Here is a 12513-nt window from a genome sequence, read left to right as displayed (position 1 = left end):
ACGAACCAACTCTTTTATGAGTTGGTTCAAAAATATTTAGTTATGAAACAAATCAACTACTTTCTACTTCTTTTCGTCCTTTTTGGGTCAAGTTATGCTGTGGCACAAAATCAAGAGTTTGAAGACGAAATGTTTAAGTTCAGAGCTATAGAAACTGCTGTATGGGCAATGCCTATGATGAACTTTAAAACCTACAGAGATGCACTAAGTGATAATGGTGTAGGTTACAATGATGTTGCTTATAACTCAAAAATACAAAACTGGAAATTTCAGACAGCAACCCCCAATAATACCACTCCTTACATTCATTTTTATTGGAATGTAAAAGATGAGCCAATAGTAATAGAATTACCTGCTTCAGAAGAAGGTGTTGGACTATTTGGAACATTCATGGATGCATGGCAAAGACCGATTGACGATGTTGGAGCAAAAGGTAGAGATGCAGGCCAAGGTGGTAAATATGTAATTGTTCCTGAAAATTATGATGGACCACTTTTACAAGGTGCATACACCTATGTACAAAGAACTAACAATGGTTTTTGTGTATTAAGACCTATTATTCCTAATGCTAATCAAGAGAACGTTGATAAAGCAACAGCACTCACAAAAAAAATCAAGATCTATCCATTAAGCCAAGCGGCTAATCCTGAAAAAATGAATTACGTGGATATATATGATAAAAATTTAGAATGTACTCCTGTAATGGACAAAACCATTTACAAAGAAATTCATGAATTCATTCAAGAGGAAAAAGTGGAAGACATGAACTTGGCATTTATGGGAATGTTGAAACAAATTGGAATTGAGAAAAATGAAGCTTTCACTCCAGATGAGAGAGCTAACAAAATATATGATGAAGCAGCTCCTTTAGCTTTAGAGTATTTGATCAATCAATACCATAGAAAACTTAATCCATGGATGTACGAAGGCAAAAAGTGGAGTGTTTTAGTTCCTACAGGTTCTTTTGAAACCGATTGGACTTATGAATTTCCTTCTCATTTTGACTATAATGCAAAAGGAGCATTGTATTACGCCATTATAACAAGTATAAAAAATTATGGATCTGCTACTTTTTATGTAGATCTAGCAGAAACACCTGATGGACAATGGTTAAACGGAAGTGACAATTATAAACTAGTGGTACCGGCAAATGTCCCTGTCAAAAACTTTTGGGCAGTAACAACTTACGATTTAGAAACAGCTTCTTACCAAAGAAATATTGATAAATCTAGTATTGACTCAAATATGGACAAGGTCAAGAAAAACAAAGATGGTACTACTACTATCTATTTCGGACCAAAACCTCCTAAAGGAAAAGAAAGTAATTGGCTACCAACTGTAGAGGGAAGAAGATTCTTCTTATTATTCAGATTCTACGGTCCTCAAAAAGAAGTATTTGATGGTAGTTTTGAATTAAATGATATTGAAAAAATAAAATAATCTGTACGTATTATTCATAATACCTTTTGATCTAAGATGTATAAATCATGATCAAAAGGTATTTTTTGTAGAAGAATAAAAATATAATCTATAAAAGAAGAGATATACTAAACATCAATATTGCACATCTACTAAAACAAAAAAAGACTACTCAAAAGAGTAGCCTTTTTTTATTATTAATAGTTGGTTTAGAGAATATCAAGAAGCCTAAACTTCAATTGTTCTCACTATTTCAGTTCAATGATATATGCTGTTTTAGCAGGAATACTCATTTCACCATCAAATGAAACTGCTTTTCCTGTTAAAATATCTTTACCTGATGTTTTACCTTCTAATGCTTCTGCAAAACGATCCATTTTAAATGTTTGATCTTCTAAGTTATTATTGATCACCACTAAAACAGATTCTTTGTCAGAGTAACGAACATATGCGTATACTTCATTAAAAGGAACCCAGTGTTTTAACTTACCTGTAATGGCATCAGAAGTCTTTCTCCATTGTAAAATTGTTCTGATGTAATTGAAATAATCATTCTCATCATCCGTTCTACCTTCTGCTGTGAATGCATCTCTTTTATCACCTTCCCATCCTCCAGGGAAATCTTCTCTTAAATCACCATGATCTCCGCCTTTCGACATCAAAATTTCTGTACCGTAGAAGATCTGTGGAATACCTCTTGTTGTTAACAAGAAAGTAGTTGCTAATTTCATATTCGGAAGATCTTTTTTGAATGAACCAAATGCTCTATCCACATCATGGTTATCCATAAAGATTTTATTCTGTCCGGCATTATCATATAAGAAATCTTCAGTAAGTGTTTTGTATACTTCCATTACACTCCAGTGATCTCTCCATGTTCTATTTAATGCATCCCAAACAGGAAAATCAGATACTGATTTTAAAGTAGTTTTGAAACCATCTCTATTATTACCGCCAGTTTTCCAGTAAGATTCCCAAGTAGCACCCGGTAACCATGTTTCACCAACAATATAAAAATCAGGGTACTCGTTTAAAACGTAAGACACCCATTCCGACATCATTTCTTTTTTATTATATGGATAAGTATCCATTCTGATACCATCAATACCAGCATATTCAATCCACCAAATTGATGCTTGCATTAAGTACTTTGCTAAATAAGGATTACCTTGATTTAAATCAGGCATATGGCCATCGAACCAACCTTCTTGCATAATTTTTCTATCATAATCAGAGGCATTAGGATCAGAGATAGTTTCTCCTTTAAAGTTTGATCTAGTAAATTCTTTCCATTGGTGGATCCAATCTTGAGAAGGAAGGTCTTTCATCCATAAGTGACCATTACCAATGTGATTAAAAACAAGGTCCATCACTACTTTCATGTCTCTTTTATGAGCTTCTGAGACCATATTATGGTATTCCTCATTTGATCCATGACGAGCATCTGCCTTATAAAAATCTGTGATAGCGTAACCATGATAAGACCAACCCGGCTGATTGTTTTCTAAGAATGGAGTTAACCATACAGTTGTTGCTCCTAAATCGTTGATGTAATCTAATTTTGAAGTAACACCGGCGATATCTCCGCCATGACGGCCTCCTCTATCAGAACGATCTGCTTTCTGAGCAAGTTGATCATTAGAGTCATTTTCAGAGTTACCATTCACAAAACGGTCGGGCATAATCAAATACATTACATCTGATTGATCTAACCCTTGAGCTTTTGTTTCTTTATTTCTAGCTTTCAATTCATAATTGATTACCGTTTTCTTTTTCCCTCTAGCAAACGTAATAGGAAAAGTTCCTGGTTTAGCTTTAGAAATATCAAGATCAATAAAGACATAGTTGGCATTATCCAACGATTTTATTTCGTTGATTTTAACCCCTTCTGTATCAATAGAAATATCAGTTGAAGCTAAATCTACACCGTGTACCATTAGCATTACAGTTGGAGTAGTCATATCGGCCCACCAAAAAGCAGGTTCTACTAAGTCTACAACTGGAGCTTTACCTTTTTTTAATGAGTTAGTTGTTATTGCATCAGAGGCAAGAATAGAATTTGATGCAAAAATAAGTGTCACAAAAATGACGATATAGTTTCTAAAAGATTTCATAAATAATTTATATTCAGTATACTTTTTTCATTCATAACAAACATAGTGTTATTAATCAGCATTAAAAAATAATGGTTAATTTCAACCGTTTGCGGTATATTTTTTTTCTTTTTTTCTCACTTTTAAAGAAATAAGGTACTTCATGAGTATCTTGTCACTTTAAACATGACACTTTTTATGAGACTTCACTTTATCATTCACTTACTTCTTTTTTTTCAGTTATTTTCAGTATCAATTGCACAAGATATACCTGTGAATACTTGGCGATCTCACCTGAATTTTACTCAAACTAATTCCATTACTCTCACTGATAATGAAGCGGTTTGTTCTTCTCAAAATGCACTATTTTCATATGATCTTAATGATGGTATTATCACAACAATATCTAAAGAAGATGGCTTAAGTGATGCCAATATTTTAAAAATTGGATACACTTCAGTTACAGATCAATTAATTGTGTTGTATGCAAATGGTAATATCGATTTTATCAGCGATTCTGATATTGTCAATATGAGAACACTTCTCAATAGTGACTATCCCAATAAATCGTTTTTTGGTTTTAGAATGGACCAACAATTTATGTATGTATGTGCCAGTTTTGGCATTGTTAAGATCAACACTACCAATTACATTATTGAAGAAACATACGACTTTATAGGACAAAATGGTGCAGAGATGAATGTGTATGATATCACCTTTTCTGACGATTCTATATACATTGCTTGTGACGAAGGAGTGAAAAGTGTGGCAGATAATGAATTGACCAATAAACAAGATTTTAATAATTGGAACAATGTCGTAGTAGCTGCTAATGAAAATATAAAAACGATATTATATAGTGATAATAAAGTTTATTACACTAATACTTCAGATAAATCAATTAATACCTACAATGGATCTACATCAACTACTTTAGGAAATTATAGTGACGATGAGGTGTTTTTATTAGATTTCTGGGGGAATAATGTAAGCTTACCTGCAACAACTCAGATCTATCTTATCAATGAAAATGATCAAATTTCTATATATCAGAATGATAACGTTCCATCGCCAAGACAAGTAATTGATGACGAAGACGGAAATGCTTGGATTGCAGATGCTACAAATGGTATGATAAAAGTGAGCGATCAAATAGAAACATTTGTTCCTTCAGGCCCTATGTTTTCTACTGCTCATGATATAATTAATGCAGAAGATTTTATATTCATGACCCCAGATGATGCAACTGGTATTACAGTGGGTACTTTCTCTATTTTTAATCAGGGTAAATGGGAAAATTACAGTTCATTAGATCGAACAGATGCTATAGAAATTCCTGCTTTACCTAGATTTAAAGGAATGGCTTACGCTACACAAGAGCAAAAAGTATATTTTGCTACAGAAGGAGATGGCCTTTTTGCATTCCATATTTATGATAAAACTTTCGAAATAATAAAAAATCCATTCTTGATAAATGGAAGAACAGAGGTACATATTGAAAGTTTAAGTTTTGATCAATTTGGAAATTTATGGACAACCACTAATCAGTATCTTCATTTTAGAAGTCCTTCTGGAGAATGGCAACATTTTAATGATACAAAAATCACCAATGCGGCTCACGAAACTAAAAATTCTTACCAAGGTGATGTATGGCTTTTAATTGGTAATGATAGATTACTCACATTTAAGGATGGGAACTCTAGATTTTTAACTTCCGATCAAACAAATGGTGGTCTTCCGAGTAATACTGTGTTCAGTCTTGCAACAGATAATATAGGAAGTATGTGGATGGGAACTGACGATGGTACTGCAGAGTATTTGGGTGTTTCTCCTACAGAAGCCGGTGAATTTAGTGTTTCGTTACCAAGGTATGATGGTTTCCCCCTTTTAAACGGTGAAAGTGTACAATGTATCGCCATCGATGGCGGAAATAGAAAATGGTTAGGTACTGTTAGAGGTCTATGGTTATTTAGTAGTGATGGTGGTCGACTGTATAAACATTTCACTACAACTAACTCTTCCTTATTATCTGATGATATTAGAGCAATGGCCATACAACCTACAAGCGGGGAAGTATTTATTGCCACTGTGGATGGAATTGTTTCGTACAGAAGTGATGCGACTGCTGGAACTTCTAAGTTTGAAAATGTAAAAATATTCCCAAGCCCCGTTCGCCCTGAATACCAAGGTGTACTTACCATTTCTGGTTTAGCCACAAATGCTGATGTAAGAATTACAGATACCGCTGGGCAATTAGTATGGAGTGGGTCTTCTTTCGGAGGTAGTACTTCTTGGAATCTAAGGTTAAATAATGGTCAAAAACCAGCTACTGGAGTTTATTTTGTGTTTAGCACAGATCAAGAAGGAGTTGAAAAGTATGTAGGGAAATTTACTGTGATTCGATAAATTAAAAGTCACATCTAAAGATGTCTCTATCTGAAGGGTTTAACTCTTCAACCAAAAGTGCTGGAAAGTTATTAAAACCGGTGTAAATACGAGAGCAATCTTTCCAAATTAATCCTGTCTCAACAATAGGAACAATTTTATCTGTTTCTTCAGATAAATGCCATCTTGATTTTAAATAAGAATTAGAAGATACGATATAAGCTTCGAATAAGCCTCCAGAATGATATATTATTAATGTATCTGCTGTTTCAGACTCGATTACTTTATCAAAATTTTCTCCTAGAGAAATATCATTTTTATCATTACAAGCAATCAAAAATGATAGGAAGGATAACAATAAGATTATTTTTTTCATGGTTTAAATTAGTTTCTACAAAGAAAATCAACTTTTTAGTTAGAATCCAAACATTACGATTTTCATATCAAACATATTAACAAAAAAGTTTCAGTGTTACCTATTTATTTAATAGAGCTAAAATTTCACAGAATTGATATTAAAATCATCTTTTAGCCAACATATTTCATTTTATCTTCCCTTTCTAGTCGTTACATTTGATATAAACATTATCATCAAATTATGAGAAAAGTAAGAATGTGTTATCCTTACCTAAAGGAAACAAGTTTTAAATGTGATTATGAAGTTGAAACTGATTCATTAGCAAGCCATATCGGTTATGCTTATTCAAAAGCGGATAAACACAAAGAGATGCAATTAGAACTGACTTGGTTATGCGAGATGGCATATCATGTAAATGGTTCTATAAGAGGAAAAGTGGCGGTAACAGAAGATGATATATCCAAAGCCATTGACATTCATGATAAATACCAAGCATTAGTAAAAGAAGAAACTAAAATGTTTAGCCTACCTATAGGTTGTGAACTGGCTGGTATTCTTAACTTATGTCGTTCCAAAAGTAAGAACTCTACAAGGTGGGCCTATAAAATTGCAAAGTTCGAAGATGTAAAAGTCGATAAATTAGTGACTGACCTATTAAATACTATGGCAGATATATTCTTTGTAATGTCTGTTTATGCCAATAAAATGGAAAATATTGAAACAATAGAATTTGTTTCTAAAAGCTATGAGGTTCGCTTTTTTGATTAATTCAGTTCAACTTTAGTTTAATTCTTGAGTCAGCTAAGAAAAATAATACATATTGATATGGATGCATTCTTTGCATCCATTGAACAAAGAGATTTTCCACACCTAAGAGGAAAACCAGTTGCAGTTGGTGGTAGTAAAGAACGTGGTGTGGTAGCAGCAGCAAGTTATGAAGCAAGAAAATTTGGTGTTAGGTCTGCTATGCCTTCAGCTTTAGCGTATAGAAAGTGTCCTCAAATTATCTTTACAAAATCGAGGTTTCATGTTTATAAGGATGTTTCCTTTCAGATTAGAAAAATATTTTTTGAATATACTGACCTTGTTGAGCCTCTTTCTTTAGATGAAGCTTACCTTGATGTTACTGAGAACAAAAAAAACATCTCATCTGCAATTCAAATAGCAAAAGAGATACGTGAGAAGATTAATGATACTCTTAACCTTACTGCAAGTGCGGGAATATCTTATAATAAATTTTTAGCAAAAACTGCTTCTGATTTAGATAAACCTGATGGCCTTTCTATCATATTACCAGATGAAGCTGAAGCTTTTTTAGAACAATTACCTATTGAAAAGTTCTATGGGATTGGTAGTGTGACAGCAGAAAAAATGAAGAAATTAGGTATTTACAAAGGAAAAGACCTAAAGTCTTGGCCACTTACTCACCTAAACGACAATTTCGGAAAAACAGGAAAATTCTATTATTATATCGTCCGTGGTGTTGATCACAGGATAATAAAACCCCATAGAGAACGTAAATCTATAGGTGCAGAAAGAACCTTCTCAAAAGACATTGCCAATGTAGAATTGATGAAAACTCACCTTCTTAAAATTGCTGATATTCTATGGGAAAGAATAATTAAAAGCGATAAAAGAGGGAAAACTGTTACAGTAAAAATTAAACTGCATGACTTTGTTAGTCATACTAAAAGTAAAACCTTTGAGCAGGCAGTTAAGAGTAAAAGCAAATTAGTTGATGAAGCTGTAAAGTTGTTAGATGAATTACAGCCTCAGACTTTTAATGTTAGGTTATTAGGAATAAGTCTTAGTAATCTTCAGGAAAATAATAACAATGATGATAGTGATGAGTCTGATGATTTAAACCAACAACTCGAATTGTGGTAATTAAACCAAGAAATAACTAACTATCAAAAATGCTAAAAAGTATCCAAATAAAACCCCTACTAAAAGGCCTAATCCAAATGAACTATTCGCGTTGATAAATTTTTTAATTTGATGAACCATGAGCGATGATAAATGTCGTAAAATATTAACGTTTACAAATGTTTACATAAAAGTAAGTATAAATCTCATCTTTCAAAAATTTACATTCATTTAAATTGAATAAAAATTCACTTTTAAACTAAAAGTGCAATAAATCAACTGACTATCAGTAAAATACAATGCAAATTCATCATTTTTCATTAAAAATAATTTACTCTATTTTACTTACATGAGTACCTTTCAAATAATTATTAAAAAGGAAATTTCATCAACAATTAAATAAAAAAGAAGATCAATTATCTATTTACTTGAATTTGTTGTAATTTCTATTGTCAGTAAACTATATCATTTTTAAGTGTCCTCTTTTATGAAAATCAAACTATCATTTATTGCGCTGTTTTTTATTACTTATTCTTTTTCTTTGGGTCAAAATTTAGCAGGTCCATGGAAAGGCACGCTTAATCTACCTAATGGGAAATTAGATATCATCTTTAAAATATCTGCAAAGGATAATGATTTAAAAGGGATTATGGATATCCCTGCTCAAGGTGTAAAAGGTTTACCTATTCATGAAATAAAATATCACTCCCCTTTTCTTCATATAAAATTGCCTAATCTTGGTATTGAATATGTCGGAAACGTTATTGATGATGATCATATTGAAGGTACTTTTAAACAAGGTGGTCAATCTTTTACTATGAATTTAGAAAAGAATTTAGATGAAGAAACACCTATGTCTAAACCTCAAGAACCTAAACCTCCATTTCCTTATGTAAATAAAGCTATCGAATTTTATAATAAAGATGCAGGAATTCTACTTTCAGGTACTTTTTCTAGACCTACTGATCTGAAAAGGTATCCTACCGTTATTTTAATTTCTGGAAGTGGACCAAGTGATAGAGATCAAAATATTTTAGGCCACAAACCATTTTTAGTATTGGCAGATCATTTAACTAGAAATGGAATTGCAGTTTTAAGGTTTGATGAACGAGGTGTAGGCAGTTCTCAAGGTGATTTTAAATCTGCTACTACTTTAGACTTTAAAAATGATGTTGAAGCAGCTATCTCCTTTTTAAAATTAAGAACTGATGTCGATCCTACAAAAATTGGGCTTATTGGACATAGTGAGGGAGGTGTTATCGCTCAAATGATTGCAGCCGAAAATAAAGATATTGCTTTTTCAATATTAATGGCATCCCCTGCATTGTTAGGAAAGGATATATTATTACATCAAAAACAACAAATGGAGATTATAAGTGGTGTACCCGATGAAGCTGTTGCTAGAAATCAACTTATTTTTGAAGAAGCTTATGATATGATTATTAATAATGAGCAACCTTTGGATGAACGATTAAGAGAATATTTCAAACATCAATATCATAATAACATAAGTAATCAGCAGCTTAATGCTATAGTCACAGGTATGAGTAATCCTTGGTTTGTTGGGTTTGTTAAACTAAATCCAGCTATTTATCTCCAATCAATAAAAACACCTTTATATGCCCTTAACGGTAGTAAAGATGTTCAAGTTTTGGCTGACGAAAATTTAAAAATGATAAATGATGAATTGACAAAGAATGGTAATCCTAATTTTAAAGTTGAAAAGCTTGAAGGACTGAATCATCTATTTCAAGAATGTGAATCCGGATTACCTGCAGAATACGGTGTGTTGAATCAAACGCTTTCTCCTGTATTTTTAGAAAAAGTAAGCGATTGGATAGAAGATATTACTAAAATGAAACATTAATTAGAAGAAGACAACACTTTTATCGCTTCTATTTTGTCTTTCTGTAGTTGTGAGATTAAAGCGTCTACACCATCAAATTTCATCTCAGAACGAAGGCGATGTACAAGACTAACTTTAACTTTTTGATGGTAAATATCTCCTTCGAAATCAAAAATATTTACCTCAACTGTTTGTTGAATTCCATCTGTTACTGTTGGACGATGTCCGATGTTCATCATCCCATTCAACAACTTATCTTCTACTTCAATAGTAACGGCATACACCCCAATTTTAGGGAGTAATTTAAAAGAATCTAGTAGTTCTATGTTGGCTGTTGGAAAACCTATTTTACGTCCGATTCTATTACCACTCACTACTTTACCTTCAAATGAATAGTGGTAACCAAGATATTTTTCAGCAGTTTCTACGTCACCTTCCTCTAAGAGGGCGTTCCTAATTGCTGTAGAGCTTACCGCTGCATCTTCAATTTCTTGCTTAGTAATTTCCTCGACTTCAAAACCAAAGTCTTTTTGATGCTTTTTTAGGTAATCAAATCCTCCTTCTCTATTTCTTCCAAAACGGTGATCATAACCTATAACCAGTTTTGTAGTGTTGATTTTATTAATCAAGATTTCTTGTACAAATTCAAGAGAAGTCATCTGAGAAAATTTTTTATCGAATTTTAATACGATCAAATGATCAATACTTTCAAGCATTAATCTTTCAATTTTCTCCTCAAGATTGGTGATTAGCTTAAGTTCTTTTTTCGCTATTTCTGGCTGAAGTGTGAATCTAGGGTGAGGCCAAAATGTAATCAATACGGTCTCAGAACCATCCTGCTCTGCAGTTTTTCTCAAATGCGACAATATCTGTTGATGCCCAAAATGAACACCATCAAATGTACCACTAGTTACTGTAGCTTTCTTAAGAGGCTTAAATTCTTCTATACCGTAATGTACTTTCATCCTTATGATTAAGGTTATTTATTTTCTTCTTCCTCTTTTGATGCCCTCCACTCACGAATGACTTCAATCCACTCTTCAACAGATTTGGCTTCTTCTACAGAATAATCCCCAATTTTGGTTCTTCTTAAAGCACTCATATAGGCTCCTACACCTAATTCTTTACCAAAGTCTCTTACAAAACTACGGACATAAGTTCCTTTTGAACATACCATACGAAATTGAATTTTAGGAAGGTCAATTTTTGTCACTTCCAATTCCATTATTTCAATTTCTCTAGGATCTATTTTAACTTCTTTCCCTTTTCTAGCATGTTTATACACTCTCACTCCATCTACTTTTATAGCAGAATGCATTGGAGGAACCTGCATAATTTTACCAGTAAATTGAGGAAGTAAAGCATGTATATTTTCTTCAGTGATATGAGAAATATCAGATTCACTATCAACTTCAGTTTCTAAATCATGAGAAGGAGTAGTTTGGCCAATCACCATTTCTCCTTCATATTCTTTAATTTGTCCCTGAATTTGATCAATCGTTTTTGTACTTTTTCCTGTACATAAGATTAAAAGACCAGTAGCTAATGGGTCCAAAGTACCGGCATGTCCTACCTTCTTCACTTTCATCTCCCATCTCAACTTTTTGACTACTCCAAATGAGGTCCATTCTAGAGGTTTATCTACCAATACTGTTTCACCAGCTGCAAAATCAAAATCTTTCATTCTCTACGATCTATGCAATAAATAATGAATAAATAATAGCTATTGTTCCTACACAAGCACACCAAATTGAAAACCACTGTAATTTGGCTTTTTTCACCAAAGCAATCATCCACTGACATGCTAACATACCTGTTACAAAAGCTGCAATAAAGCCTAAAGTTAATGGTAAAACTCCAATGCCATCAGCAAAAGAACCATCCATTATTTCACCTTTAGCATCTAAAATATCTTTAGCGATCTTCCCAAAAATTAATGGTACAACCATTAAAAATGAGAATCGTGCAGATCTTTCTCTATCAATACCTAAAAGTACAGAAGTAGAAATGGTTGCCCCAGATCTAGAGATACCTGGTAAAATAGCAATCGCTTGAGCGATACCAATAATAGCGGCTTCCTTGTAGCCAACAGGTTTAGTAGTATTTTTAGCTCTATCGGCTAATAATAATAAACCCGCAGTTACTAATAACATACAACCAACTAGTAAAATTGCACCTCCGAAAAACTGCTCAATTTGTTTATTTAAAAATACCCCTACCAAAGCAGCTGGTATCATAGAAATAATAATTTTTAGAGAGAACTGAGTTTCTTCATTCCATTTAAATTGGAATAACCCTTTTAATATTTCTAGAATATCTTTTCTAAAAATCACAACAGTAGATAATGCTGTAGCAAAATGTAGTAATACCGTCATCATCATACTGCCTTCGGCATCCAACTCCGGATTATTAAAAATCGCTTTCGCTAACTCTAAATGTCCACTACTACTTACTGGCAGAAACTCTGTCAATCCTTGGATAATACCCAAGACAATTGCCTCGAAAATACTCATTTAATTAATTGATATTATATATAATTGGTCGTT

10 protein-coding genes are annotated in these 12513 nt (G+C 32.8%); 5 read left to right on the top strand and 5 right to left on the bottom strand.

All coding sequences use genetic code 11. From position 1 onward, the window contains the following. The first annotated feature begins 42 nt into the window (after positions 1 to 42). The gene (locus NH26_RS17385) at positions 43 to 1440 is read left to right on the top strand and encodes a DUF1214 domain-containing protein (protein ID WP_044220018.1); all 1398 of its coding nucleotides are present in this window, start codon (positions 43 to 45) and stop codon (positions 1438 to 1440) included. A gap of 227 nt (positions 1441 to 1667) precedes the next feature. On the opposite strand, the gene NH26_RS17380 is transcribed toward NH26_RS17385, so the two are convergent. Next, positions 1668 to 3533 carry a glycoside hydrolase family 13 protein gene (locus NH26_RS17380; RefSeq protein WP_052431851.1) on the bottom strand — a complete coding sequence of 622 codons (1866 nt, stop codon included), beginning with the start codon at positions 3531 to 3533 and terminating at the stop codon, positions 1668 to 1670. A gap of 177 nt (positions 3534 to 3710) precedes the next feature. Here NH26_RS17380 and porZ point away from each other — a divergent pair, with 177 nt between their 5' ends. Further along, positions 3711 to 5918 (top strand): type IX secretion system anionic LPS delivery protein PorZ, encoded by a 2208-nt coding sequence (porZ, locus tag NH26_RS17375; protein ID WP_044220017.1) that lies wholly within the window; start codon positions 3711 to 3713, stop codon positions 5916 to 5918. Position 5919: 1 nt separating this feature from the next. Here porZ and NH26_RS17370 read toward each other — a convergent pair whose 3' ends face one another. Next, complete coding sequence (locus NH26_RS17370) at positions 5920 to 6273, bottom strand: hypothetical protein (RefSeq protein ID WP_044220015.1); 354 nt, start codon at positions 6271 to 6273, stop codon at positions 5920 to 5922. Positions 6274 to 6495: 222 nt separating this feature from the next. Here NH26_RS17370 and NH26_RS17365 point away from each other — a divergent pair, with 222 nt between their 5' ends. From NH26_RS17365 to NH26_RS17355, 3 genes are all read left to right on the top strand, one after another. Continuing rightward, positions 6496 to 7023: a hypothetical protein gene (locus tag NH26_RS17365; RefSeq protein WP_044220014.1), complete on the top strand. Its 528-nt coding sequence runs from the start codon at positions 6496 to 6498 to the stop codon at positions 7021 to 7023. Positions 7024 to 7047: 24 nt separating this feature from the next. After that, a complete protein-coding gene (gene dinB / locus NH26_RS17360; RefSeq protein WP_084812221.1) occupies positions 7048 to 8142 on the top strand; it encodes a DNA polymerase IV in 1095 nt (364 codons plus the stop codon). Positions 8143 to 8608: 466 nt separating this feature from the next. After that, a complete protein-coding gene (locus NH26_RS17355; RefSeq protein ID WP_044220011.1) occupies positions 8609 to 9988 on the top strand; it encodes an alpha/beta hydrolase family protein in 1380 nt (459 codons plus the stop codon). Here the strand turns inward: NH26_RS17355 and NH26_RS17350 are convergent. The 3 genes from NH26_RS17350 to NH26_RS17340 are packed head-to-tail and all read right to left on the bottom strand — an operon-like array spanning position 9985 to position 12480. After that, positions 9985 to 10932, bottom strand: coding sequence for a bifunctional riboflavin kinase/FAD synthetase (locus NH26_RS17350; protein ID WP_044220010.1), 948 nt, complete (start codon positions 10930 to 10932; stop codon positions 9985 to 9987). The two genes, NH26_RS17355 and NH26_RS17350, sit on opposite strands and share 4 nt — an antisense overlap. 14 nt (positions 10933 to 10946) lie before the next feature. Next, entirely contained in the window at positions 10947 to 11651 is a 705-nt protein-coding gene (gene truB / locus NH26_RS17345; RefSeq protein ID WP_044220008.1) for a tRNA pseudouridine(55) synthase TruB, read from the bottom strand. A gap of 10 nt (positions 11652 to 11661) precedes the next feature. Then, positions 11662 to 12480: an undecaprenyl-diphosphate phosphatase gene (locus tag NH26_RS17340; RefSeq protein WP_044220006.1), complete on the bottom strand. Its 819-nt coding sequence runs from the start codon at positions 12478 to 12480 to the stop codon at positions 11662 to 11664. Positions 12481 to 12513: the final 33 nt, after the last annotated feature.

This window comes from Flammeovirga pacifica, assembly GCF_000807855.2.
Classification (GTDB): domain Bacteria; phylum Bacteroidota; class Bacteroidia; order Cytophagales; family Flammeovirgaceae; genus Flammeovirga; species Flammeovirga pacifica.
Note: the sequence above shows the minus strand (reverse complement) of the source record. Positions and strands in the feature narration are given on the sequence as shown.

Excerpts from the sequence above, each read along its gene's own strand:
- NH26_RS17385 (WP_044220018.1), top strand. The coding sequence starts at position 43 with ATGAAACAAATCAACTACTTTCTACTTCTTTTCGTCCTTTTTGGGTCA.
- NH26_RS17380 (WP_052431851.1), bottom strand. The coding sequence starts at position 3,533 with ATGAAATCTTTTAGAAACTATATCGTCATTTTTGTGACACTTATTTTT.
- porZ (WP_044220017.1), top strand. The coding sequence starts at position 3,711 with ATGAGACTTCACTTTATCATTCACTTACTTCTTTTTTTTCAGTTATTT.
- NH26_RS17370 (WP_044220015.1), bottom strand. The coding sequence starts at position 6,273 with ATGAAAAAAATAATCTTATTGTTATCCTTCCTATCATTTTTGATTGCT.
- NH26_RS17365 (WP_044220014.1), top strand. The coding sequence starts at position 6,496 with ATGAGAAAAGTAAGAATGTGTTATCCTTACCTAAAGGAAACAAGTTTT.
- NH26_RS17355 (WP_044220011.1), top strand. The coding sequence starts at position 8,609 with ATGAAAATCAAACTATCATTTATTGCGCTGTTTTTTATTACTTATTCT.
- NH26_RS17350 (WP_044220010.1), bottom strand. The coding sequence starts at position 10,932 with ATGAAAGTACATTACGGTATAGAAGAATTTAAGCCTCTTAAGAAAGCT.
- truB (WP_044220008.1), bottom strand. The coding sequence starts at position 11,651 with ATGAAAGATTTTGATTTTGCAGCTGGTGAAACAGTATTGGTAGATAAA.
- NH26_RS17340 (WP_044220006.1), bottom strand. The coding sequence starts at position 12,480 with ATGAGTATTTTCGAGGCAATTGTCTTGGGTATTATCCAAGGATTGACA.